Annotated in this window: 17 protein-coding genes and 1 pseudogene; 11 read left to right on the forward strand and 7 right to left on the reverse strand. The window is 73.7% G+C overall.

Annotation, left to right across the window (positions count from 1 at the left end; all coding sequences use genetic code 11):
* Nucleotides 1–158 precede the first annotated feature (158 nt).
* Both rlmN and FYW95_RS13525 read left to right on the forward strand, forming a co-directional pair.
* Nucleotides 159–1,256 (forward strand): dual-specificity RNA methyltransferase RlmN, encoded by a 1,098-nt coding sequence (gene rlmN, locus FYW95_RS13520; protein WP_159940716.1) that lies wholly within the window; start codon nt 159–161, stop codon nt 1,254–1,256.
* Between the two features lie 31 nt (nt 1,257–1,287).
* A complete protein-coding gene (locus tag FYW95_RS13525) occupies nt 1,288–1,758 on the forward strand; it encodes a YqaA family protein (RefSeq protein ID WP_159940718.1) in 471 nt (156 codons plus the stop codon).
* A gap of 3 nt (nt 1,759–1,761) precedes the next feature.
* Here FYW95_RS13525 and FYW95_RS13530 read toward each other — a convergent pair whose 3' ends face one another.
* A complete protein-coding gene (locus FYW95_RS13530; RefSeq protein WP_201294848.1) occupies nt 1,762–2,613 on the reverse strand; it encodes an alpha/beta hydrolase in 852 nt (283 codons plus the stop codon).
* 141 nt (nt 2,614–2,754) lie between these two features.
* Here FYW95_RS13530 and FYW95_RS13535 point away from each other — a divergent pair, with 141 nt between their 5' ends.
* Complete coding sequence (locus FYW95_RS13535) at nt 2,755–3,198, forward strand: hypothetical protein (protein ID WP_159940720.1); 444 nt, start codon at nt 2,755–2,757, stop codon at nt 3,196–3,198.
* Nucleotides 3,199–3,225: 27 nt separating this feature from the next.
* Nucleotides 3,226–3,354: pseudogene (locus FYW95_RS28180) on the forward strand (transcriptional regulator); the annotation flags it as partial.
* Nucleotides 3,355–3,591: 237 nt separating this feature from the next.
* On the opposite strand, the gene FYW95_RS13545 reads toward FYW95_RS28180, so the two are convergent.
* The 3 genes from FYW95_RS13545 to FYW95_RS13555 are packed head-to-tail and all read right to left on the reverse strand — an operon-like array spanning nt 3,592 to nt 6,814.
* Nucleotides 3,592–5,190, reverse strand: coding sequence for an ABC transporter permease (locus FYW95_RS13545; RefSeq protein ID WP_159940722.1), 1,599 nt, complete (start codon nt 5,188–5,190; stop codon nt 3,592–3,594).
* The gene (locus tag FYW95_RS13550; RefSeq protein ID WP_159940724.1) at nt 5,187–6,110 is read right to left on the reverse strand and encodes an ABC transporter ATP-binding protein; all 924 of its coding nucleotides are present in this window, start codon (nt 6,108–6,110) and stop codon (nt 5,187–5,189) included. The genes FYW95_RS13545 and FYW95_RS13550 overlap by 4 nt, the downstream gene beginning before the upstream one ends.
* Entirely contained in the window at nt 6,107–6,814 is a 708-nt protein-coding gene (locus tag FYW95_RS13555; protein WP_159940726.1) for a TetR/AcrR family transcriptional regulator, read from the reverse strand. Before FYW95_RS13555 ends, FYW95_RS13550 begins: the two co-directional genes overlap by 4 nt.
* Before the next feature lie 129 nt (nt 6,815–6,943).
* Between FYW95_RS13555 and FYW95_RS13560 the strand changes: the two genes are divergently transcribed.
* The gene (locus FYW95_RS13560; protein WP_160050381.1) at nt 6,944–7,756 is read left to right on the forward strand and encodes a carbon-nitrogen hydrolase family protein; all 813 of its coding nucleotides are present in this window, start codon (nt 6,944–6,946) and stop codon (nt 7,754–7,756) included.
* Nucleotides 7,757–7,995: 239 nt separating this feature from the next.
* On the forward strand, nt 7,996–8,238 hold the full coding sequence (locus tag FYW95_RS13565) for a hypothetical protein (protein ID WP_370462348.1): 243 nt from the start codon (nt 7,996–7,998) through the stop codon (nt 8,236–8,238).
* A 242-nt stretch (nt 8,239–8,480) separates the two neighbouring features.
* Here FYW95_RS13565 and FYW95_RS13570 read toward each other — a convergent pair whose 3' ends face one another.
* Nucleotides 8,481–9,989, reverse strand: coding sequence for a CoA-acylating methylmalonate-semialdehyde dehydrogenase (locus FYW95_RS13570; protein ID WP_160050382.1), 1,509 nt, complete (start codon nt 9,987–9,989; stop codon nt 8,481–8,483).
* A 17-nt stretch (nt 9,990–10,006) separates the two neighbouring features.
* Nucleotides 10,007–11,296, reverse strand: a complete 1,290-nt coding sequence (locus FYW95_RS13575; protein WP_159940732.1) for an aspartate aminotransferase family protein — start codon at nt 11,294–11,296, stop codon at nt 10,007–10,009.
* Between the two features lie 196 nt (nt 11,297–11,492).
* On the opposite strand from FYW95_RS13575, the gene FYW95_RS13580 reads away from it, so the two are divergent.
* Nucleotides 11,493–13,097: a PucR family transcriptional regulator gene (locus FYW95_RS13580; RefSeq protein ID WP_159940734.1), complete on the forward strand. Its 1,605-nt coding sequence runs from the start codon at nt 11,493–11,495 to the stop codon at nt 13,095–13,097.
* A gap of 230 nt (nt 13,098–13,327) precedes the next feature.
* Nucleotides 13,328–13,816, forward strand: coding sequence for an Lrp/AsnC family transcriptional regulator (locus FYW95_RS13585; RefSeq protein WP_159940736.1), 489 nt, complete (start codon nt 13,328–13,330; stop codon nt 13,814–13,816).
* Nucleotides 13,817–13,862: 46 nt separating this feature from the next.
* Here FYW95_RS13585 and gabT read toward each other — a convergent pair whose 3' ends face one another.
* The gene (gabT, locus tag FYW95_RS13590) at nt 13,863–15,200 is read right to left on the reverse strand and encodes a 4-aminobutyrate--2-oxoglutarate transaminase (RefSeq protein WP_159940738.1); all 1,338 of its coding nucleotides are present in this window, start codon (nt 15,198–15,200) and stop codon (nt 13,863–13,865) included.
* A 171-nt stretch (nt 15,201–15,371) separates the two neighbouring features.
* On the opposite strand from gabT, the gene FYW95_RS13595 reads away from it, so the two are divergent.
* The 3 genes from FYW95_RS13595 to FYW95_RS13605 all read left to right on the forward strand — a co-directional run bounded on the left by FYW95_RS13595 (nt 15,372) and on the right by FYW95_RS13605 (nt 21,043).
* On the forward strand, nt 15,372–16,811 hold the full coding sequence (locus tag FYW95_RS13595; RefSeq protein WP_159940740.1) for a PucR family transcriptional regulator: 1,440 nt from the start codon (nt 15,372–15,374) through the stop codon (nt 16,809–16,811).
* Between the two features lie 111 nt (nt 16,812–16,922).
* Nucleotides 16,923–20,024 carry a DEAD/DEAH box helicase family protein gene (locus FYW95_RS13600; RefSeq protein WP_159940742.1) on the forward strand — a complete coding sequence of 1,034 codons (3,102 nt, stop codon included), beginning with the start codon at nt 16,923–16,925 and terminating at the stop codon, nt 20,022–20,024.
* A 125-nt stretch (nt 20,025–20,149) separates the two neighbouring features.
* Complete coding sequence (locus tag FYW95_RS13605) at nt 20,150–21,043, forward strand: Fpg/Nei family DNA glycosylase (protein WP_160050383.1); 894 nt, start codon at nt 20,150–20,152, stop codon at nt 21,041–21,043.
* The last annotated feature ends 50 nt before the right edge of the window (nt 21,044–21,093 follow it).

A 21,093-nucleotide genomic window follows, 5' to 3' on the forward strand; every position in this document is an offset into this window, starting at 1 on the left:
GGACCCGTCCGGTCCGTCCGCGCAGCACGTAGAATCGACGGTAGTGCCCTGACAGGCGGAGCTGCACCGCGGCGGCGTATAGGTCGTATAACGACCCGGGCCGCCGCCGTCCCGCGCCGGGCGCGCAGACCACCGACTCCACGTTCTACGGATTGTCTATGCCCGCCGAGCTCACCTTTGTCGCCCCCCGTCGCGCCAAGCCGCCCCGGCACCTGGCCGACCTCAGCCCCGAGGAGCGGGCCGACGTCGTCCGTGAACTGGGCGAGAAGCCCTTCCGGGCCAAGCAGCTCGCCCAGCACTACTTCGGTGGCCTGGAGTCGGACACCGCGGCGATGACCGACCTGCCCGCCGCCTCCCGGGAGAGGCTGGGCGAGGCCCTGCTGCCCACGCTGCTCACGCCGGTCCGGCACATCACCTGCGACAACGGGATGACCCGCAAGACCCTGTGGAAGGCCTTCGACGGGGTGCTCTTCGAGTCGGTGCTCATGCGCTACCCCGACCGGGTCACCCTGTGCATCTCCTCCCAGGCCGGGTGCGGCATGAACTGCCCCTTCTGCGCCACCGGCCAGGCGGGCCTGACCCGCAACCTCTCCACCGGGGAGATCGTCGAGCAGGTGGTGGCCAGCGCCCGCGACCTGGCTCGCGGCGAGGTCGCCGGGGGGCCGGGGCGGATCAGCAACATCGTGTTCATGGGCATGGGCGAGCCCATGGCCAACTACAAGCGCGTGCTGCAGACGGTGCGCCGGATCACCGACCCCGTTCCCCGGGGCCTGGGCATCTCCCAGCGTGGCGTGACGGTGTCCACGGTCGGCCTGGTGCCCGCGATCGACAAGCTCATCGAGGAGAGGATGCAGGTCCGCCTGGCGATCTCCCTGCACGCCCCCGACGACGAGCTGCGCGACGAGCTGGTGCCGATCAACACCCGTTGGAAGGTCGCCGAGGTGCTGGACGCGGCCTGGCGCTACGCCGGGACCACCGGCCGCCGGGTCTCGATCGAGTACGCGCTGATCAAGGACATCAACGACCAGGCGTGGCGGGCCGACCTGCTCGGCAAGCTCCTCAAGGGCCACCTGGTGCACGTCAACCTCATCCCGCTCAACCCCACCCCCGGCTCCAAGTGGACGGCCTCGCGTCCCGAGGACGAACGCGAGTTCGTCCGGCGGCTGCAGTCGCACGGCGTGTCGGTGACCGTCCGCGACACCCGCGGCCAGGAGATCGACGGGGCGTGCGGGCAGCTCGCGGCGGCCGAGAACTGACCGGCCCGGCGACGGCACCCGGGGGGACGGCGTGATCGAGACCGCGTTGGCCTTCGCGGTGGCCCTCGTCTCCGGGCTCGTCCCCTTCATCAACATCGAGGTCTACCTCGTGGGCGCCGTCGTCACGCTGGACGACGGCGCCCTGGCCGCCATGGCGGTGGCGGCGGGCGCGGGGCAGACCCTGGGCAAGGTGCCCTACTACTACGCGGGCCGCGGCACCCTCTCCGCGCCGTGGATCCGGCGCAGGGCCCAGACGCCGGGCAGGTGGGCCGCGCGGGTCGAGGGGTGGCGCCGCAAGGCGCAGGAGCGCCCGGTGTGGGGCGCGGGGCTGGTGGCGCTGAGCTCCTTCGCCAGCATCCCGCCGTTCGTGGTGGTCTCGGTGCTGGCCGGAATGGTGCGGATGAACCTCCCGCTGTTCTGCGCGGTCACCTTCGCCACCCGCACCGCGCGCTTCCTCATCGTGGTCTTCGCCCCCGCCTGGGGGCTGTCCCTGCTGCCCTGAGGCTCACAGGACGCGGTCGGCCAGACGGGTGAACGCGGCCACCACCTCCGGCCCGTGCACCAGCTCCGCGTCGTTGTGTCCGACGCCCTCCACGACCACCTCCTCGACGAGGTTCGGGCTGGCCGCCGCCACCTCGCGGCTCTGCCCGGCGGGCACGATCGTGTCGGCGGAGCCGAGGACGACGGAGGTGGGCGCGTCCAGCCCGGCGACGGTCTCGGCCACCGGGTAGGAATCCCTGAGGAACCAGCGCGGCACGAACGGGTAGTGCGCGCGGGCCATGTCGGCCAGCGAGCTGAACGGCGAGCGCAGGAACAGCCCGGCGGGCGGGCGCTCGGCGGCGAGGCCGACCACGACGGCGGCGCCGAGGCTCTCGCCGAAGTAGAGGACGCGGTCCGGGCCGTGGCCGCGTTCGGCCAGGGCGTCGGCGGCGGCGCGCGCGTCCGCGGCCAGCCCCCGCCCGGTGGGGGTGCCGGGGTTGCCGCCGTAGCCGCGGTAGTCGAACAGCAGGACGGAGAACCCCTCCCCGGACAGCGCCCGGGCCAGGGGGGCGCGTAGTGCGCGGTTCCCCGCGTTGCCGTTGGCGACCAGCACCGCCGCCCCGCGGTCGGGGCCCCGGGCGGGGACGTACCACGCGCCGAGTTCCAGTCCGTCCTCCGTGCGCAGGCGCACGTCCTCGGCGCCCTCGACCACCTCGTCCGCGGGCGGCGGTCCGCCGTCCGTCGGCAGGTAGACCAGCGAGCGCTGCAGTCCCCACACGGCTCCTCCCAGCAGAACGAGGGCGACGGCCGCCAGGGCGGCCGCGGTCAGCGCGCGTCCCCTCCGGGGCCCGGGGGCTCGGGCGTCGGCACTGGTCACGGCGGGGCCTTCCGGGAGCGCGGTGTCCTCACGGTGTGCACTACCCGCTCCCGGTCGGGACACCCTCGTGGTCTGCGTCGCAAACCGGACTGCTCCCGGCTGCGGTGGCAGAAAGGTCTGCACTGCAAACCGGAGGTTCGGATGACCACCCCCCACGACCTCGACCGCCTGGAGCGGATCTGTGCGGTGACCGCCCGCTACCGCGACTACCAGGGGCTCAACCTCGTCCCCCTGGGGCTCCTCCTGATGAGCCTGGCCCTGCTGGGCGGACGCGGCGCCGAGTCGCTGTTCGCGGCGCTGCCCGTGGCGGTCGTCCTGGCCTTCGCCGCCGCCATCGCCCTGTGCGCCTTCCCCGACTGGCGGCCGCGCGCGCACCACCTGGCGGTGGCCGCCCTGCTCGCGGCCGTGAGCCTCACCCCGATCGGTCTGTGGACGCAGACGGGCGCCCACCCGCTGGGCTTCACCTCCGTGGCCTCGCTGCTGGTGGTCGGCGGCGCCGCCGTGTGCCTCGCCGGGGTACTGGACCACCTGGTGCTGGTGCGGACCCTCCCGTCCGCCCGGCCCGCGACGAACGGAACGGACTGACCAGCGATGGGCACGCCCTTCGAGGACATGGCGGAGATCGACCGCCTGGTGCACGAACCCGCGCGGCTGGCGATCACCAGCGCCCTGCTGTCCTGCGAGAGCGCCGACTTCCTCTTCCTCCAGCGCATCACCGGGCTGTCCAAGGGCAACCTGTCCAGCCACCTGTCCAAGCTGGAGCGGGGCGGCGTCGTGGAGACCACCAAGACCGCGGGGGGGCCGTCCCCGCACCACCGTCCGGCTCACCGAGGAGGGCCGCACCACCGTCGCCGGGCACTGGGAGCGGCTGGTCCGGCTGCGCGAGGCCGCGCGGCGGTGGGACGGCGACCGGGCCTGAACGCGGGGACGGGCGCGCCGCCGGATCCTCCGGCGGCGCGCCCGGGCGGGTGTCCCGCCTCAGACGGTGGCCAGGTCCCGGCGGCGGAACCCCGCCAGGGCCAGGGCGTTGGCCGCGACCACGGCGGCCAGCGCCAGGGCCACCGGGAGGAGCTCGAACTCCTCGCCCGGCAGCTTGGGTAGCAGGTCGAAGGCGCTCAGGTTCAGCAGCCACTCGTCCAGGCCCAGCACGGGCCCGAGCATCGACACCAGCAGGCTGTAGCCCAGCCACGCCCACACCAGCGGGATCAGCCGCGGGGCCGCCCCCACCAGCAGCGCGGCCAGGGCGGCGAAGAGCAGGGCCACCGGCAGCTGGGCCAGGGCCGCCCCGGTCATCGTCCCCACCCAGGAGGAGTCCTCCAGGGCCGCGGCCGCGCTCAGGCCCATGCCGACGCCGCCCAGCACCACGATCAGCGTCGAGGACAGCACGCTGACCAGCAGGGCGTTGCCGAACCAGCGCACCTGGCCCACGGCGGCGGACAGGGTGAGCTCGGCGCGTCCGGAGGTCTCCTCGGTCCGCGTCCGCAGCACCGACAGGACCGCGTAGGCCGTGGCGGCCATCAGCACGTAGCCCGACATGACGCCGAGGAAGCCCTCCACCGGGTTCGCGCCCTGCTCGCCGAGCATGGCCACCAGGTCGGGGTTCTCCGTCAGCAGCCCCTCCACCTCGGTCGCCAGCGAGCCGAACGACAGGGCGAAGAGGAAGGTGGCGGCCGACCAGGCCAGGACCGACCCGCGCTGCTGGTGCAGGTGCAGCGCGAACGTGCCGTTGAGCAGCCGGCCCGCACCGGCCGGGCCGGGCCGGGAGGCCACCAGGCCCGCGCCGAGGTCGCGCCGGCCGGCCAGGGCGTAGGTCAGCGCGAACAGGGCCGCGATCAGGACCGCGTAGGGCAGCAGCGGCCACCAGCGCAGGTCGTGGAACACCCGGGTCTGCTGCACCCAGGCGAAGGGCGACAGCCAGGACGGCCAGGTGCCGCCCTCCTCGGCCATGTCGCCCACGACCCGGGCCATGAACAGCACGCCCAGGACGAGGAAGGCCAGCCCGGCGGCGCCGCGCCCGTGCTCGGTGACCTGCGCGCACACGGCGGTGAGCGCGCCGAAGGAGATCCCGGCCAGGGCCAGGCCCAGGCCGTAGGCGACCGAGTCGGCCGCCTCCAGGCCGTTCCCCGCCAGGGCCAGCGCGGTCAGCCCGCCGATGAGCAGGTTGACGAGCGAGACCGTGACCAGGGCGGCGGTCACCTGGGCGCCGCGGCCCAGGACGGCGGCGCGCAGGAGCTCGGCGCGCCCGGTCTCCTCCTCGGCGCGGGTGTGCCGGACCACGTGCAGGATGCTCATGACCGCCAGCGCGATGAGCACGCTCATGGTCAGCTCGTTGACCACCATCGGACCGAGCCGGTAGTCGTCCAGCCCGTACCCGGGGCCGCCGAAGACCACTCCGGTGGGGGTGTCCATGATCGCCGCCCGGGCCTGGCGCTGGGCCTCCGTGGAGAACATGTCGTTGAGCGTGGGAACCGTCGCGAACACTGTGCCCGCCAGGGCCAGGACCCAGACCGTCAGGCGGACGCGGTCGCGGCGCAGGATGAACCTGACGAGGGTTCCGGTACCCGTGAACGCGCTCATGCCGCCGCGCCCCCGTTGCCGTTGAGGGCGGCCAGCTCGTCGCCGTAGTGGCGCATGAACAGCTCCTCCAGGGAGGGCGGGTTGCTCACCAGGGAGCGGACCCCCAGGCCGGTGAGCGTGCGCAGGGCGGCGTCCATGTGGGTGTCGTCGACGTCGAAGGCCACGGTGTCGCCGTCCACGCGCAGGTTGTGCACGCCCTCGGAGCCCTCCAGCGCCCGGGCGTCGCCGGAGACGGTGGCGCGCACGGTGGAGCGGGTCAGGTGGCGCAGGTCGGCCAGGGTGCCGGACTCCACCGCGCGCCCCTTGCGGATGATGGTGACGGTGTCACACAGCTTCTCCACCTCGGACAGGATGTGGCTGGAGAGCAGCACTGTGCGGCCGCGGGCCCTGGCCTCCAGGACGCACTCGGTGAACACGGCCTCCATGAGCGGGTCCAGGCCGGAGGTGGGCTCGTCCAGGACGAGCAGCTCGGCGTCGGAGGCCAGCGCGGCGACCAGGGCGACCTTCTGCCGGTTGCCCTTGGAGTAGGTGCGCGCCTTCTTGGTGGGGTCCAGCTCGAAGCGGGACAGCAGGTCCTTCTTCCGGGCGGGGTCGAGCCCGCCGCGCAGCCGCCCCAGCAGGTCGATGGCCTGCCCCCCGGTGAGGTTGGGCCACAGGGTGACGTCGCCGGGCACGTAGGCCAGGCGGCGGTGCAGGGTGACGGCGTCCTTCCACGGGTCGCCGCCCAGCAGGCGGACCGACCCGGCGTCGGCCCGGATCAGGCCGAGCAGGACGCGGATGGTGGTGGACTTGCCCGAGCCGTTGGGCCCGAGGAAGCCCGCGACCTGGCCCGTGGGCACGGTCAGGTCCAGCTTGTCCAGGGCCTGGAAACGGCCGAAGTACTTGTCGACGCCGCGGACTTCGATGGCGGTGGTGGTCATGGGGGTCCCTCTGTACGTGGTTCGGGGGGCGGGGAGCTGTCAGCGGGTTTCCGGGGCGGGTCGCTGACGTACAGGAGGTAGGCGTCGAGCATGGTGCGTTCGGTCAGCAGGCCCTCGGTGTACAGCTCCAGGGCCGGAAGCGTGTACTCCCGCGACCACTCGCGCATGAGCCGGGCGAAGTCGGTCCTCTCCCCGGGCGGGTGGAGGGCGACCTGCAGGAGCATCGCCCCGACCGAGTTGGCCGCCAGGTAGCGCGCCCGCCTGGCGGGATCGCGGCTGGGCCGGATGGTGCCCGCGGCCTCGCCCGCGGCGAGGTAGCGCTCGACGTCGGCGACCATGCGCTCGTAGAACGACACCGCGAAGGCGCCCCCGGTCTGCACCGACCGGAAGAGGTAGGCCAGGAGCGGGGTGTGCTCCTCCATCGTCGCCAGCTGGTGCAGGAAGGTCTGGCTGTCGTGGCTGGTGATCGTCTCCTGCTTGAGCTCGTTGATGAGCCCGAGGACGTGGTCGTCACAGGCCTCGCGTAGCCGCTCCTTGGAGCCGAAGTGGTGGATCACCAGGCCGGGGGAGACCCCGGCCTCCTCGGCGATCGCGCGCACGGTCACGCCGAACCCGTTCTGGCCGAAGCACTCGATGGCCGCGTCGCGGATGCGGGCGCGGGCCGTCAGGTCCGACCCGGCGTCGGATGGCTTGGCTGAACTCATGTTCAATAGATTAAACATGCGTTCAGTCCTCTGGCAAGCGTCCGGAACCAGGTCGGCCGGGCGGGAGGACGGGCCGTACACTCGGGCACGGCGCCCACCGGGGCGCCCACGCCGACGAGGAGAGGTCCGATGGTGCACGTCGCGGTCGCCCAGTTCGCCCCCGGCCAGGACAAGGCGGAGAACCAGCGCTCGGTGGCCCGGCTGACCGCGCGCGCGGCGGCCGGGGGCGCGCGCGTGGTCCTGCTGCCCGAGTACGCGATGTTCACCGCGCCGCGGATGGACCGGAGCTACGTGGCGGCGGCCGAGCCGCTGGACGGGCCCTTCGTCTCCGCCGCGGCCGACACCGCCCGCCGCGAGGGCGTGCACCTGGTGCTCGGGGTGGGAGAGAGTGAGGGCCCGGACGCCACGCACTTCAGCAACACGCTCGTGGCGCTGTCGCCGGAGGGCGAGCTGGTCGCGCACTACCGCAAGATCCACCTCTACGACGCGTTCGGGGGCAGGGAGTCGGACGTGCTGCGGCCCGGGCCGATCGAGGAGCCGCGCACCTTCACGGTGGACGGGGTCGTGTTCGGCCTGCAGACCTGCTACGACCTGCGCTTTCCCGAGGTCACGCGGCGGATCGCCGACGCCGGGGCGCACGTGGTCCTGCTGGCCGCGCAGTGGGTGCCGGGTCCGCTCAAGGAGGAGCACTGGCGGACCCTGCTGCGGGCGCGGGCGATCGAGAACACGCTGTACGTGGCGGCCTCGGGCCAGGCGGCGCCCCGGGGCGCGGGCAACAGCATGGTGGTCGACCCCATGGGGACCCCCGTCGCGGCCCTGGGGGAGCAGGCCTTCGCGGTCGCCTCGGCCGAGGTTTCGGATGCTCGCGTGAAGGAGGTGCGGAACCTCAACCCGGCACTGTCCCTGCGCCGTTTTTCGGTCTCCGAGCGCTCGCGGGACTGAGGTCCCGGATCCCTACTGCTCAGTAGATAATCCGACAAAGCGGATGAACGGCTTCGGAGTGGGCAGGGTCTTCCCAGGGTTCGTTACTTACGGTTATGATTCACCTGCATGATGTGATCTAGAACGGTCCGGACCCTTCCAGGCGCCACAAGCTTCTGATTCAATAAAGAGCCGGTAACTATCGGCCCGCCAGACTGTCCTAAACCACGGGGGGAGCAAGGACATTGCGCGGAACGAGCATGATGTGCGAACCAGACACGCCGCCTGCCACAGACGCCTACGTCTACGATCCGGGTTCGCTGAGTTGGGCGCAGTGCATGGGGGATGCCTGCGTCGTCTGCCACACCAAGTGGCCCCGGCCCCGCCGGGTCCTCGGCGAACTGCCGGACGGCAGTCACGTGTTCGGTTGTGAGGAGTGCGCGGAGATCATCGACGCGGAGTCCCGGGCTCCGGTCGAAGAGCGCCTGATCGCGGCTCGCTAGCGGTGCGGTCGCGCTCCGGGTCCAGGGGGAGAGTCGGACCCGGAGCGCTTCCGTCGGCGCGCCCGCTTCCATCGGGGAGGAGGGGAAATGAGCGCGCCTTTTCCGGGATGGCTCTGTCGGTCGGCGCCGCCGACCACGCCCCGTGAGGGGTGCCTTAGCTAACAATACTCCGTGTCGCCCATGGTCGACTGACGGTGAGACAGATCCATCCCTTTCCATCCCTTATTTCCGTGAACTCCTCGCTAACCGTTGGTGGGGAAGCCCAGATTGACGCCCCCCTCGGGCCTGTGTCCCGGGTCGGTCCAGCGTGCCGTGACCGCCTTGGTGCGGGTGTAGAAGTGGACACCCTCCGTGCCGTGCGCGTGGGAGTCGCCGAACAGCGACTGCTTCCAGCCGCCGAAGGAGTAGTAGGCCATCGGCACCGGGATGGGCACGTTGATCCCCACCATGCCGACCTGGACCTCGTTCTGGAACCGCCGGGCGGCGCCGCCGTCGTTGGTGAAGATCGCCGTCCCGTTGCCGTACGGGTTGTCGTTGACGAGCCGGACCGCCTCGTCGTAGTCCTCCACGCGCACCACGCTGAGCACAGGTCCGAAGATCTCGTCCCGGTAGCAGGACATCTCCGGGCCCACGTGGTCCAGCAGCGACGGGCCCAGCCAGAAGCCGTCCGAGGCCCCGCCCAGCACCGGGTGCACCCGGCCGTCGACGGCCAGGGTCGCGCCCTCGCGCACCCCCGACTCCAGGTAGGAGGCCACCCTGTCCCGGTGCTCCCGGGTCACCAGCGGTCCCATCTCGCTGCGGTCGTCGTCGCCGGGGCCCACGCGCAGGCGGGAGACCCGCTCGCGAATCCGCGCCACCAGCTCGTCGGCCACCGACTCCACCACGGCCACCGCCGAGATGGCCATGCACCGCTCGCCCGCCGAGCCGAACCCGGCCGAGACGGCGGCGTCCGCCGCCAGGTCCAAATCGGCGTCGGGCAGCACCACCATGTGGTTCTTGGCCCCGCCCAGGGCCTGTACGCGCTTGCCGTGCTCGGCCGCGGTCCGGTAGACGTACCGGGCGATCGGGGTGGAGCCCACGAAGCTGACCGCGGCCACGTCCGGGTGCTCCAGGAGGGCGTCCACCGCCGTCTTGTCGCCGTGCACCACGTTGAACACGCCGTCCGGCAGCCCGGCCCCGGCCCACAGCTCGGCCAGGGCCACGGACGCGGAGGGGTCCTTCTCGCTGGGCTTGAGCACGAACGTGTTGCCGCAGGCGATGGCCACCGGGAACATCCACATCGGCACCATCGCCGGGAAGTTGAACGGCGTGATGCCGGTGACCACGCCCAGCGGCTGCGGGATCGAGTAGGCGTCCACGCCCGTGGACACGTTCTCGGAGTAGCCGCCCTTGAGCAGGTGCGGGATGCCGCAGGCGAAGTCCACGACCTCCAGACCGCGCGAGACCTCGCCCAGGGCGTCGGAGTGGACCTTGCCGTGCTCGGCGCTGATCAGCGCTGCCAGGCGGTCCTTGTCGTTGTTGAGCAGCTCGCGGAAGCGGAACAGGATCTGCGTCCGCTTCGACAGCGAGGTGTCGCGCCACCCCAGGAAGGCCGCCCGGGCCGCGGCCACCGCCGCGTCGACCTCCTTGGGCCCCGCCAGGTCGACCGTGCCGGTGACCCGGCCGGACGCCGGGTTGTAGACGTCGCCCCGGCGCTCGGAGGGCCCCTCGTGCGCGGCTCCGCCGATCCAGTGGGTGACGTGCTTGCCCATACCGTTCTCCTCCATGTTCACCGGGCCTCCGCGTCCACCGCGCGCACCGCGTCCAACAGCACGTCCCGGCCCTCCACGGCCTCCTCGCGGGACAGCGTCAGCGGGGGCGCCATCCGCAGCACGTTGCCGTGCACGCCGCCCTTGCCCACCAGCAGCCCGCGCTCGCGCGCGGCCTCCAGCACCTTCCCGGCCAGCTCGGAGGACGGCTCGCCGGTGGCGGGGTCCGCCATCTCCACGGCGAACATCAACCCTTTGCCGCGCACGTCCCCCACCGTCGGCAGCGCGGTCAGCTCCCGCAGGCCCTCCAGGATCAGCGCGCCCTGGCGCCGGGCGTTGCCCTGCAGGTCGTGCTCCAGTACGTAGTCCAGCGTCGCCCCGGCCGCGGCCATCGACACCGGGTTGCCGCCGAAGGTGGCCACGCCCAGTGCGCCCAGGCGGTCCATCAGGTCGCCGCGGGCCACCACGCCGCCCACGGCGAAGCCGTTGCCCAGCCCCTTGGCGAAGGTCATGGCGTCCGGGGTCACCCCGTGGTTGCCGATGCCGAAGAAACTCGTTCCGGTGCGGCCCCAGCCCGTCTGGACCTCGTCGGAGACGAAGAGGATGCCGTGCTCGTCCAGCACCTCCTTGTAGGCCGCGTACAGGCCGTCCGGCGGCATCGCGAACCCGCCCACCCCCTGGACCGGCTCCGCGATCAGGCAGGCGACGTTGGGCGCGGTGGTGTCCAGCACGTCGCGCAGGTCGGCCACACAGGCCTCGACGTACTCCCGGTCGGTCATCGCGCGGAAGGCCGGGGACGCGTGGTCGGTGCCGTGCAGGTAGTGCACGTTCAGCGGGGACAGCGAGGAGTTCTTCCAGGCCCGGTTGCCGGTCACGGCCACGGTGCCGAACGAGCGGCCGTGGTAGCTGCCGCGCATCGCCAGCACCTCGTCGCTGCCGCGCGCGAACGTGGCCAGCAGCAGGGCGGTCTCGTTGGCCTCGGTGCCGGAGTTGGTGAAGAACACCTTGGCGTCCGGGATCCCCGACAGGCGGGCGATCTTCTCGGCCAGCTCGACCTGGCCGCGGATGAGGTACAGGGTGGAGGTGTGCACGACCCCCTTGGCGATCTGGCGCTCGACGGCCTCGCGCACCTCGGCCACGTCGTAGCCGAGCATGTTGGTCACGATGCCGGTGAAGAAGTCCAGGTAGGTGGTGCCGTCGGCGTCGGTGACCCGGGAGCCCTTGCCGCTGACGATCTCCAGCGGGGACTCGTAGTACAGGGGTAGCCATGAGGGCATGACCGCGCGGTGGCGCGAGAGAAGTTCGGACATGCCCCCAGTCTCGCCGGGCTCCCGGGGCTTGGCCAGAATCACCATGTTGACAACATGGCGGGCGAACTTACGGAGTGTAAGGGAACCGGGGCGGCGCTCCCACCTGCGCCCGCGCTTCCCGGCGGCGGACACTCTGTCAGTGTGCGGGTCCGATTCCTGACACTTCGTCCCGGGACGCGGCTCCTAGAATGGTTCCGTGCTTCCCACCCTTGCCGAGGTCCTCCAGCTGCCCGCCCTCCAGCGCGCCCGCCCGCGGGTCGTCGTGGGCTCCGAGCGCCTGGACGTGGCCGTGCGCTGGGTCCACATCGCCGAGGTCACCGACCTCGCCCATCTGCTCCGGGGCGGTGAGCTGGTGCTCAGCACCGGTATCGCCATGCCCGAGGACCCCGACGCGCTGCGCCGCTACATCGACGACCTCGCGGCCGTCGGGGTCAGCGGTATCGCGGTCGAGCTCGGCCGCAAGTACCACGCCGAACTCCCGCCCGCCTTCCTCGACGCCGCCCGCGACGCCGGGGTGCCCGTCATCCTGCTCGACCGCGAGGCCCGCTTCGTGGAGATCACCGAGGCCGTGCACATCCGCGTGGTCAACGAGCAGCTGGAGGAGCTGCGCGAGTCCGAGAAGCTGCACTCGGTGTTCACCCAGCTCTCCGTGGAGGGCGCCGACACCGGGCGCATCCTGCACGAGGTCGCCCAGCTCTCCGGCTGCCCCGTGGTCCTGGAGAACCTCACCCACCAGGTGCTGGCCTGCGACCTCAACGGGGAGGACCCCGGCACCCTGCTCACCTCCTGGGAGAGCCGCTCGCGCGCGGTCCGCTCGGGTTCGCGCACCGTGCACGCGCCCGCCACCGGCTGGCTGGTCACCATGGTCGGCGCGCGCGGCCAGGACTGGGGACGGCTCATCCTCATCGCCGGGGCCAACCCGACCCCGCGCCAGAGCATGCTCATCGAGCGCGCCGCCACCACCCTGGCCCTGGGGCGCCTGCTGGAGCGCCACCAGGAGAGCCTGGAGCGCCAGACCCACCGCACGATCATCGCGGGCATCATCGACCGCGCCTACTCCGACCCCGAGGAGGCCCTGGTCCGGGCCCGCGCGGTCGGCGTACCGCTCAACGGCCGCGAACTCGTGGGGCTGGTGCTGCGCCTGCGCGAGAGCGGCACCGGCCTGGCCGCCCAGGCGCGCCTGTCCGACACGGCGGAGGGGGCCGCGCGCGCCTGCCGCGAGCTGCGCCTGCCCGCCCTGGTGGGCTCCCTCGACGACCTGCGCGTGGGCATCCTGCTGGCCCTGTCCAGCCGCCAGCGCCTGGACCCGACCCTGCACCTGCTCGCCGAACGCGTGCGCGCCACCGTGGGCGACGCCGCCGTGCTCGCGGTCGGCTCCTCCGCCGACGGCGTCCGCGAGGTGCGCCGGTCCTTCCTGGAGGCCCGCCAGGTCGGCGACGTGGCCATCCGCCAGAGCGACCGGCGGCCCTTCTACCGCCTGCCCGACCTGCACCTGCGCGGCCTGCTGCACCTGTTCCGCGACGACGAGCGGCTGCAGACCTACGTCGAGCGCGAACTCGGCGCGCTGCTGGACCACGACGCCCGGCACGGCAGCGATCTGACCGACATGCTCCGCCACTACCTGGGCGCGGGCCGCAACAAGGCCCTGGCCGCCGGGCGCGCCCACCTGTCGCGGCCCGCCTTCTACGACCGGCTGCGGCGGATCTCCCACGTGCTCGACGCCGATCTGGAGTCGGTGGAGACCTGTCTGTCCCTGCACGTGGCGCTGCTGTCGCTGGACTCGGTCCGCGACGACCGCTGACCCTGCGCCCGAACGCGTCCGTCCGGCCGCCTCCGCCCGCACGCGCCCGGCCCCGGACGCCCGGCAGCCGCGCCGACCAGGGGCGACGCGGTTCGCGGGGTCGCTTCGACAGCCCGGCCCAGGTGTGCAGTACCTTGGAATCCGTTGTTGTGTGCGCGAACAGCGATGAAATCCGCTGGTCCGCGCACCTACTGAAGCCGGTTTCCAGTGAGTGAAAGCCGAGGGACCCCGTGACCGAGCACCCCGACCCCCACACCACGCGCAGGGGAAACGGGGTCGTCCTCGACGACACCGCCAAACGCATCATCGAGGTCCTGCAGGAGGACGGCCGCCGGTCCTACGCGGCCATCGGCAAGACCGTGGGCCTGTCCGAGGCGGCGGTGCGCCAGCGCGTGCAGCGCCTGCTGGAAGCCGGGGTGGTCCAGGTGGTGGGCGTCACCGACCCCATGATGCTGGGCTTCAACCGCCAGGCCATGATCGGGGTGCGCACCAACGGCGACCTCAACACCGCCGCCGACGCCATCTCCGACATCCCGGGGGTGGAGTACGTCGTGATCACGGCGGGCTCCTTCGACCTCATGGTCGAGGTGGTGGCCGAGGACGATCCCAAACTGCTGGACATCCTGGCCGGCATCCGCGCCGTCGACACCGTGGTCACCACCGAGACCTTCCTCTACCTCAAGCTGCGCAAGCAGACCTACGCCTGGGGTACCCGGTAGGGGGAGCCGAAGGGGCCGGTCCGCGCGGATCCGGCCCCCGCCCGCCTCACAGCCGGGCGAAGGCCTCCTCCAGGATGTCCAGGCCCTCGTGCAGCAGCTCGTCGCCGATCACCAGCGGCGGCAGCATCCGGATCACGTTGCCGTAGGTGCCCGCGCTCAGCAGGATCAGCCCCCGGGAGTGGCAGAAGGACAGCACCCGGGCCAGCGACTCGGGGTCGGGGGTGCGGTCGGCGTCCCGGACCAGCTCGATCGCGACCATCGCGCCGCGCCCGCGCACGTCACCGATCACGTCGTACTTGGCCGCCAGGTCGCGCAGGCGGCCCAGCATGAGCTCGCCGATGGCGCGCGCCCGCTCCACCAGGCCGTCGGACTCGATCGCCTCCAGGGCGGCCAGCGCGGCGGCGCACGCCGCCGGGTTGCCGCCGTAGGTGCCGCCCAGGCCGCCGCCGTGCACGGCGTCCATCAGCTCGGCGCGGCCCGTGACGGCGGCCAGCGGAAGACCGCCCGCGATGCCCTTGGCGGTCGTGATCAGGTCCGGGACCACGCCCTCGTGGTCGCACGCGAACACGTCGCCGGTGCGAGCGAAGCCGGTCTGCACCTCGTCGGCGACGAACACGATGCCGTGCGCGCGGCAGAACTCCGCCAGCGCGGGCAGGAACCCGGGTGCGGGCTCGATGAAGCCGCCCTCGCCCTGGATCGGCTCGATCACCACGGCGGCGACGTTCTCGGCGCCGATCTGCTTGGTGATCTGGTCGGCCACCATCGCCGCCGCCTCGGGGCCGCAGTTGCCGGCGCCGGTCGGCCAGCGGTAGGGGTAGGCCATCGGCATCCGGTAGATCTCGCCGGCGAAGGGGCCGAAGCCCTGCTTGTAGGGCATGTTCTTCGCGGTCAGGCCCATGGTGAGGTTGGTGCGGCCGTGGTAGGCGTGGTCGAAGACCACCACAGCCTGGCGGCCGGTCGCGCTGCGGGCGATCTTCACCGCGTTCTCGACCGCCTCGGCGCCCGAGTTGAGCAGCACGGAGCGCTTCTCGTGGTCGCCGGGCGTGATCCGGTTGAGCGCCTCGCACACGTCCACGTAGGCCTCGTAGGGGTTGACCATGAAGCAGGTGTGCGTGAAGCGGCCGAGCTGCTCGGCGGCGCGCTCGACCACGCGCGGGTCGGCGTTGCCGACGTTGGTCACCGCGATGCCGGAGCCGAAGTCGATCAGGGCGTTGCCGTCGACGTCCTCGACGATGCCGCCGCCCGCGCGCTCGACGTAGACGGGCAGGACACTGCCGACGCCCTGGGCGACGGCCGAACGGCGGCGCTCCTGGATCGCTCGGGACTTGGGGCCGGGGATCTCGGTGACGATCCGGCGGGACTGGGCGACCTCGGTCGCGGCCATGCGGCTGCCTCCTTCTGCGGTGGGCGGGGGGAGCGGAAGGGCCGGAGGTGGGCTCTCCGGCCTCGCCTGACACTAGGGCGCGCACGGCACGGCACACATGGACACAGTGGATAATCGACACAGGGCCTTGCGCCAACGCGGCAGGGTCCGTCGGAACAGGAGGGAACGCCGATGCCGCCGACCCTGGGCGCGCTGACCCGCACACCGGGCCTGCGGCTGCGCCCGCTCACCGGACAGGACCGCCTGGACCGCCGGGTGGAGTGGGTCGCGGTCAGCGAACTGGAGGACCCCACCCCCTACCTGGCGGGCGGGGAGCTGCTGCTCACCACCGGGGTGCGCTGGGCCTCGGGGGTCCCCGACCTGCGCGACTACGCGCGCCGCCTGGCCGGGCGCCGCGTGGCCGGACTCGGCTTCGCCGTCGGCGTCGTCCTGGAGCAGACCCCGCCCGAGCTGCGCGAGGCCGCCGCCGAGTGCGGCCTCACCCTGCTGGAGGTCGCCCGCGAGACCCCCTTCATCGCGATCGGCAAGGAGGTCTCCCGCCTCCTGGCCAAGGAGGAGTACGAGGGGCTCACCCGCGCCTTCGCCGCCCAGCGCGGCCTCACCCGCGCCGCGCTCACCGGCGCCCCCGCGATCGTGGACCGCCTGTCCCGCGACCTCGGCGCCTGGGTGCTGCTGCTGTCCGCCGACGGCGCCGCCCGGCACGCCGCCCCCGCCCCGGCCGCCGCGCGCGCGGCCGGCCTGGAACGCGAACTGGAACGGCTGCGCGAGGCGGGCCCGCGCGCCAGCGCCTCCCTCACCTCCGGCGGAGAACAGGTCTCCGTCCAGCCCCTGTCCACCGGCCGCCAGGTCCGCGGCTTCCTCGCCGTGGGCGCCGGGGGGCGGCTTGGCGCCGAGGAGCGCACCCTGGTCAACGCCGCGGTGTCGCTGCTGTCCCTCGAACTGGAGCGCACCGCCCACGACCTCACCTCCCGGATCAGCGAGGGGGTGCTCACGGCCCTGCTCGCCGGGGCACTGGACCCCGAGCACCCCGGGGCCGGGCGGCTGCGCCAGAGCCTGCCCGGCGCACCCGTCGTGGTGGCGGTGGCCGACGGGGTCGGGGCCGCGCACCCGCCGGAGGGCGTCCTGGTCACCGAGCATGAGGGACGGGCCCTGCTGCTGGCCCCGGCGGGGACCGGCGCGATCGGCGAACTCCTGGAGGGCCCGGTGGGCGTGAGCGACCCCTCCGCCTACGCCCAGCTGCCGGCGGCGCTGTCCCAGGCCGAGCGCGCGCTGGAGGCGGCGCGCGGCGCGGGGGAGCGCCTGCTGCGGTTCGGCGACCTGCCAGGCGGGCTGCTCGGCCTGGCCCGCACCCCCGCCGGGAGCCGCCTGGCCGAGGACATGCTCGCCCCGCTCCTGGAGCAGCGCACCTCGGCCGAGCTGCTCGCCTCCCTGCGCGCCTACCTGGCCGCGGCGGGCCGGTGGGACGCCGCCTCCGAGGCCCTGGGCGTGCACCGCCACACGCTCCGCTACCGCATGCGGCGCATCCGCGACCTGCTGCCCGGAGACCTCGACGACCCGGACTACCGGGCCGAGCTGTGGATCGCCCTGCGGGTCCTGCCCCACGGAGAGTGAAAGTCCGCACGGGTTTCAACGTTCGGAGGGCCGACGGCCCCTCCATCCACCACAATGGGCCTTGCTGTCAGCGGGTAATCAGTTGATTACCACATCGGGGGCGGGGCGACGTTGAGGTCACTGAGGGACGACGAGTACGAGATCGGGTACGCGCCGGGGGCGCCCGGGGACCCGCCGACGGCCCTCGGCGGCCGCTCGGGGGTCGGCGCCGCATCACTGCGCTGGAAACCGCCGATCGACCGTTCGGAGGTGCGCTCCCTCCTGGCCTACCTGCGCGCCTGCCTGCGCCGCGAGGCCGTGCACACCCACACCGTGCGCGCCGACGACCTGGACACCGACCTGTGCGCCTGCCTGCCCGCCGGTCCCGAGGCCCTCTTCAGCGGGGCCCGGGAGACCCTCCCGCTCCCGCCCAAGGCGGCCCGGGTCCTGCGCCTGGCGCAGCACCGGGGACAGGCCCCGCGCTACGGCTACCCCCTGGTGTTCCTGGGCCCGGAGGAGGAGCGCCTCGCCCTGCCCCTGCTCACCGTCGACGTGATCGCGGTGGACGACGCCGCGGACCCCCGCCCGGACCCCGCCTACGCGGCGGTGCGCGCGGTCGGTCCTCCCGACGTCAACCCCGCCCTGCTGGAGCGGCTCGGCGTCACCGATCCCGAGGACCTGTTCGAGCTGCGCACCCGCCTGCGGGCCGGGGCGCCCGACCCCTCCCGCCGCCCCGGAGCCGTGGCCGACCTCGCCGCCAAGGTCCGCGCGCTGCTGGCCCGGCTGGAGATCGAGAGGGTCGACGACATCGCCCCGCTCGGAACCCGGGGAGCTCCGCGCACCGACGGCGACGGCGCCCACAACGTCGCCGTCCTCTGGCGCGCCGGACCCGGCGGACACCACGAGGCCGACGAGTACGACCCCGGCGGCGTCGAGGGCGTCCTGGCCGACCTCGACCCCTCCGACCGCGACGGCCTCAACCCCGACGACGTCAGCGGCACGGCCCTGGAGTCCCTCCTGGGCCAGGCGGCCGCGAGCCGGGGAGCGGAGGAGGGCGCCTCCGCGCGGCTCTTCCGCGGCGGCCGGGCGGGCCTCCGGCGGATCGGACGCGGGGGCTCCTCCCCGCTCCCGGACGACGGCACCGACGAACCCATCGTCCCCCTCTCCACCACCCCGCTCAACCAGTCCCAGTACGCGGTCCTGCGCGCCGCCATGCGCGAGCAGCTCACCGTGGCCGCGGCCCCGCCGGGCTGCGGCGCGCACGAGCTGGTCGACGCCCTCGTGCGCACCGCCGTGGGCAACGGACAGCGCGTGCTGGTGTGCGGGCACACCGAGGACGACGTCGTCCAGACCCTCGCCCGGGCCGACGCCTCGCCCGCGCACCCCCTCGTCCGGGTGGGCGTGCGCGAACACCGCTCCGCCGAGGTGCTGCTGCTCACCCGCCTGCTCACCGAGCACACGCACGGCCTGCCGATCGGACCCCCGGGCACGGACGGCGGGGACCCCACCGCCCACCGGGCGGAGCTGTCCGAGGCCTGGTCGCGCGTCCGCCGGGCCTGGCGGGCCATGGACACCATGGCCTCGGGCGGCCACGCGCTCGCCTCCCTGGCCGAGGAGCGCGAGCGCGTCATCGCCCAGGGCTGGGACCCCGACGCCCTCTTCACCCCCGAGCGGGGCGGCCCCGAGTACTGGCTGCACCGGGCCGAGCGCGCCAGCGCGGGCGGCCTGGCCGGGCTGCACCACCGCGGTGCGATCCGCCGCGAACTGGGCGTGGCCACCGACCCCGACAGCCTCGCCCTGCTGTGCGTGGTCGCCCGGTTGGAGAGCGAGTGGCGCTCGGCGGTGGACCGGCGCACCCGCGGCGCCCCCCTGGGCCAACTGACCGCCGAGCTGGCCGACGCGCTGGCCCGGCACCGCAGGGCCAGCGCGGGCTGCCTGCGGGCGGTCTGTGAGCCCCGCCTGTGGCGCGGGCGGGCCGCGATCGAGAACCGCCTGGAGACCCTCAACTGGCACCACGGCAACGGGTGGCCCGGTCTGGGCAACCTGTTCGACACCCTGCCCGCGTGGGTGTGCCGCACCGACCAGATGCGCGCGCTGCCGCCCCAGGCGGGACTGTTCGACCTGGTCGTCGTGCTCGGAGCGGAACTGACCCGGGTGGCCGAGCTGCTGCCCGCGCTCTACCGGGCCAACCGCGCGGTGGTCCTGGGCGACCCCGCCCACCCCGGCCCCACGAGCGCGCTGGAGCCGGAGGAGGAGCGCCGGGCCCTGGCCGTCGCGGGGCTGGCCGCCGACCAACTCGACGACCGGGGCCTGCGCTACAGCGCGGGTTCGGCGATGCGCGCCCTGTACCGGGCCGTGCCGCCCCTGCTCTGGCTGGACGAGCACGACGGAGCGCCGCCCCGGCTCGCCGAGGTGGCCTCCCGGCACTGCTACGGGGGCAGGATCGCGGTGCGCACCACGCCCGACCCCACCGCGGGGCCCGCCTTCGAGTGGCGCGACGTCCCGGGGGTGTGCGAGGCGGCGCCCGGCGCCTCCTACGTCAACCGGGAGGAGGCCTACCGGGTGGCGGTGGTGGTCGACGAGATCGACGAGCACCTGCCGCGCGGCCGGGTGATCGGCGTCGTCGCGCCGACCCAGCCCCAGGTGGCGCTCATCCGCCGCCTGCTGCGCACCCGCGCACCCCGGCACGAGGTACGGCTCGGCGGCCCCGACCTGCTGGCCCGCGACGGCGACGCGGTGGACGTCACGGTGCTCTCGCCCATGCTCACCTTCGGGGCGCCCGCCATCGCCGAACGCCGGATCCGCCGGATGGCCCACCTGTGGTCGTCGGTGCTCACCCGCACCCGCCAGCGCCTCGTGGCGGTGGGGGACCGCCGCTACTGGTCGGGGGACGACGGCCCGCTCGGCGACCTGGACGCGCTGGCGGCGGGCACCCTCGCGCCACGGGCGGACCCGGCCGCGGCCACGCTGGTGGAGGAGCTGCGCCGGGTCGGTACCGGGGTGACCCTCCAGCAGACGGTCGAGGGCTGGACCGCCGACATGGTGGTCCGGTTCGGCTCCCGCCGCCTGCTGCTCCTGCTCGACCGCGAGCCCGACGGGCGCTCCCTGCGCCACCTGCTCGCCCGCGGCCACTCCCTCAACCGCGCCACCGGGGACCCGGTCGTGGTGGTCCCGGCCTGGCGGTGCCTGGCCGATCCGCGCGCCCTGGTGGAGGAGATCCTCTCCGCGCACTGAGGACGGTCGGGCCGCGCCCGCCCGGGCCGGTGCCCGGGTCCGGCGGCGGCGAAATACCCTGGAGCGGGATGCCCGGAACGCGGTGGCTCGCCGCTGGCCGGGGCGCGGTTGAGAGGGGAACACGGGTGCCTGAGGGCCACACGCTGCACCGCCTGGCGGCGCACTTCGACAAGACCTTCGGCGGCGCGGCGGTGCGGGCCAGCAGCCCGCAGGGCCGCTTCGCCGACGGCGCCGCCCGTGTGGACGGCCGGGTGATGACCGGGAGCGAGGCGCACGGCAAGCACCTCTTCCTGGGCTTCGACTCGGGGGAGTGGCTGCGGGTCCACCTGGGCCTGTACGGGGCCTGGACCTTCGGCGACGCCGACGGGGAGCGCCACCTGGGCGCCCCGCGCGCCGAGGGCGGATCCCGCCCGGACCTGGTCCGCGACGGGGAGGGCTTCGTCGTGCCGCCCCCGCCGGTCGGCGCGGTGCGCGCCCGCCTGGTCAACTCCTCCGGCTGGGCCGACCTGCGCGGGCCCTCGGCCTGCGAGGTCGTCACCGAGGAGGAGAAACTCGCCGTCCAGGACAGGCTGGGCCCCGACCCCCTGCGCGCGGACGCCGACCCCGAACGCGCCTGGCGCGCGGTCAGCCGCTCCCGGACCAGCGTCGCCGCGCTGCTCATGCGCCAGGACGTGGTGGCGGGGATCGGCAACATCTACCGCGCGGAGTCGCTCTTCCGCGCCGGCCTGGACCCCCTGACCCCGGGCCGTGACCTCACCCGCGACCAGTGGGACCGGCTCTGGGCGGACCTCTCCGCGCTGCTCCGCGACGGGGTGCGCGACGGCTACATCATCACCACCCGGCCCGAGCACCGACCGGACCCGGCCGCGCGCCCCGTCCCCCGGCCGGACACCCTCTACGTCTGCTACCGCACCGGGGAGCCCTGCCGGGTGTGCTCCTCACCCGTGGCCTCCCGGGAACTGGCGGGGCGTACGCTCTACTGGTGCCCCGGGTGCCAGCCGGGCTCCCCGCGGAGCTGAGGTACCGGCCCCGGGGGCTTCCCAGGTGATGGAGTACAATCCCCAACCGT

This window comes from Nocardiopsis sp. FR4, assembly GCF_009830945.1.
In the GTDB taxonomy this organism is placed as follows: Bacteria; Actinomycetota; Actinomycetes; order Streptosporangiales; family Streptosporangiaceae; genus Nocardiopsis.